3 protein-coding genes and 2 pseudogenes are annotated in these 2,871 nt (G+C 64.3%); all 5 read right to left on the bottom strand.

The features are described 5' to 3' along the window. A pseudogene (locus A9X03_RS02740) lies at positions 1 to 205 on the bottom strand (cytochrome P450); the annotation flags it as partial. Positions 206 to 220: 15 nt separating this feature from the next. Continuing rightward, positions 221 to 1,174, bottom strand: coding sequence for an LLM class flavin-dependent oxidoreductase (locus tag A9X03_RS02735; protein ID WP_067747625.1), 954 nt, complete (start codon positions 1,172 to 1,174; stop codon positions 221 to 223). 8 nt (positions 1,175 to 1,182) lie between these two features. Next, a complete protein-coding gene (locus A9X03_RS02730) occupies positions 1,183 to 2,016 on the bottom strand; it encodes an SDR family oxidoreductase (RefSeq protein WP_082974410.1) in 834 nt (277 codons plus the stop codon). After that, positions 2,009 to 2,416, bottom strand: a complete 408-nt coding sequence (locus tag A9X03_RS02725; protein ID WP_068259577.1) for a nuclear transport factor 2 family protein — start codon at positions 2,414 to 2,416, stop codon at positions 2,009 to 2,011. Before A9X03_RS02725 ends, A9X03_RS02730 begins: the two co-directional genes overlap by 8 nt. Then, positions 2,416 to 2,871, bottom strand: a pseudogene (locus A9X03_RS29635) (zinc-binding dehydrogenase); the annotation flags it as partial. The pseudogene A9X03_RS29635 and the gene A9X03_RS02725, both read right to left, overlap by 1 nt.

Here is a 2,871-nt window from a genome sequence, read left to right as displayed (position 1 = left end):
TTTCGTGATCGCGCATCGCGCTCGCGACATCCTCATAGCGGGAAAGGGCCCAGAAGTCGTACTGCGTGCTGTGGTAGACCGGCGCCCGATCGCGTAGTTGGCGGTAAATCTCGAACGGATCGTTGAAGAATTCATCCGAGAAGGGGTCGAAGTGAACGGATCCCAAAGACGTGCCTACTTCCGCCGCGCCCCCGTCAAGGCTCATCTCGTGTCCTTTCGACTACTGCAGCTCGGCGAATCTCTTCAAGTAGGGCCATGCGATCGCGGGCGGTATCCCGCCGCACAGTGGCGAAATGTTGAACATTTCACCTGCTGCGATGCGCTTCCGCGCTTCGTCGACCGAGAGGATCACGTGTGACGACGTGTTGCGCAGCTCGTCGATGGTCCTGGCGGTGGTGATGTTGGCGGACACCGCGTTGTCGGGATTCCATTCCGAGTAGGCGATTGCATCGTGCAGGAGGTACTTGCCGATCTCGTCCCACGCCGCGTCGACATCGTCGGCCACGAAGCAGTTGGTCGCTGCGTCACGCTCGGGGATGACGACAAAGCCGGGCTCGAAGCCGTTGTCGCGACATGCTTTTTCGTAAGCTTCCCGCATTCCTGGCACCCCGCCGTTGGCGAGCAAGCCGAGACCGTTACGTCCAGCGCGCCGCGCGGCCGCCAGGCTGGCGCCGCCCCAGCTCATCATGGGGCCTTCCGGCGTGCGCGGCCGCGGGGTGACTTTCATTCGTCTGCCGCCGTGTTCGATCTCTTCGCCGGCGAGGAGGCGGCGTAACACGCCGAGCTTCTCGTCCGCCAGCCTGCCGCGGTCGGACATCGAGAGTCCGAAGTGAGCGTATTCCTCAGCGCGATATCCGATTCCGAAGACGTAGGTGGCTCTGCCCGCGCTGATGTGATCCAGCACGGCGATGTCCTCGGCCAGCCGTGCCGGATCGTAGAAGGGCAGCAGAATTGTCAGGTTCACCAAGAGTTGCTTCGTGCGAGCGGCAATGGCCGCACCGAGCAGTAACGGCGACGGCAGATAACCGTCGTCCGCGCAGTGGTGTTCGCAGAGCACGACGGCGATACAGCCATGCTGCTCGGCCCATGCCGACATCTCGCTGGCGGCGGCGTACAACTCGGTGGCCGGCGCTCCGATGGTGGGCGCTCGCATGTCGAAGCGAAGGGTGAACACGGTCGCTGCTAACCGGGCTGCCGTGCGTCGGAACCCATGACTTCGGCGCTGGCCTGCATGATCATTCGAACCACTTCGTTGCGTGTCATGGACTTGAAAAGTTCAAATGCCATCCGGACGTCATCGCCCGTGGCGATCGTCGGTCCGTTGCCGAGGTTGGCGAACGCCTCGTCCACCACGCTCGCGGCTGTCACCGCACCCTGGGGAACCTCGTCGACGGATTTCAGTCGGCCGCGCTCGAATTCCAGTTGCCGCAGAGCCGGTGTATCGGTCATGCCGAGGACCAGACCCAGGACGTCCACGCCCTTGTCGTGCAACTCCGCCCACAGCCCCTCAGTGAAAAGCATGTCGAAGGCCTTGGTTCCTCCGTATGCCACCATGTTTCGGCCACCGGCTAGCGCAGCACCAGAAGTGAAGTTCACGATGCCGCCGCGTCCTCGGTCGACCATGAGGCCCGAGAAGTGGTGACACAACCGCATCAGCACCAGGCAGTTGCGTTGCAGCAGGGCTTCGGCTCTCGATACCGGATTGGCAAGAAAAGGCTGGTAGTTCGGATCCCCGCCGGCGCAGTACACCAGCATGCCGACCTCGAGGTCTGCGGTGGCGTCGATGATGGACTGGGCAGCGTCGGGCTCGGTGAGATCGATGGCGAGCGTCCGGGTTTTGACACCGGTGCGCTCGTGAATCGCCTCGGCTACCGTGTCGAGCACGCGTCGGCGACGAGCGACCAGCGCAACGTTCACTCCTTCCTGCGCCAACCTCTCGGCGAACAAGGCGCCGCATCCGTCGGACGCGCCGACGATCACCGCCCACGGTCCGTACCTCCGTGCGATGTCACCCACGGGCGCCCGGCACCGCAGCGAGCCGAACCGAGGTGTAGGTACGGCGGTCGATCCGCCAACCGTCCGGCGTCCGTACGGCGTGGTCGTCGTAGTAACCGACGGGGTTCGCGCCCGAGCCGTCCTCCATCAGGATCAGTGCGTCGACGTAGGTGCGGATCGTCGCGGTGTCGGTGTCTATTGCGATGGCCTGGTTGGTCATTCGATGGATCGTGTGCGCCGCGCCGACGTGCGCTGCTTCCATAAACCGCGCCACCTCTGCGCCACCGGTCCACTGGCCGACCAAACCGTAGTCGATGCGCGCATCCTCGGCGAAGACTGTCGTGAGAAGCCGGTATTGCCGGCTGTCGATTGCCGTTGCATACCGGACTGTGAGGTCGAAAATGTCGTCGCGGTCCGACATCAGAAGTCACCGTTCGGGTGGATCACGACGCGGGGTGGGCCTTCGGATCGCCGCGCCGCCGCCAGCGCCGCGGGCACCTCGTCGAGGCCGATGATCTTGCCGACGCTGGGCAGTGGGTTCAGCTTCCCCTCGACGACCGCATCCAGAACGCCGTACCAGTCCTGCGGGAGCGGTCCTCCACCGAACTGGAGAGTCAGGCCGTTTCGGGTGGCTTTGGTGATGTCGAGGGTGTCGCCGGTGTACCAGCCACCCGCGCAGTAAATGCGTGATGAGAACTCCGCATCCGCGACGATGCTGTCGATGAGACCCGCAGCGCCAACGCATTCGAACACCACGGCGGAGCCGTTCATGTGGCGTTCGGCGCGCAACGTGCGGAAGGCGTCGAACACCGACCGCTGGGCCGGATCGACCAGAACATGCGCGCCGAACCCGGACTGGGCCAGTTCGCGGCGGTC

It is taken from the genome of Mycobacterium sp. E1715, from assembly GCF_001667625.1.
Classification (GTDB): Bacteria; Actinomycetota; Actinomycetes; order Mycobacteriales; family Mycobacteriaceae; genus Mycobacterium.
Note: the sequence above shows the minus strand (reverse complement) of the source record. Positions and strands in the feature narration are given on the sequence as shown.

Coding starts and splice junctions, on each gene's coding strand:
- A9X03_RS02725 (WP_068259577.1), bottom strand. CDS start 2,416: ATGTCGGACCGCGACGACATTTTCGACCTCACAGTCCGGTATGCAACG.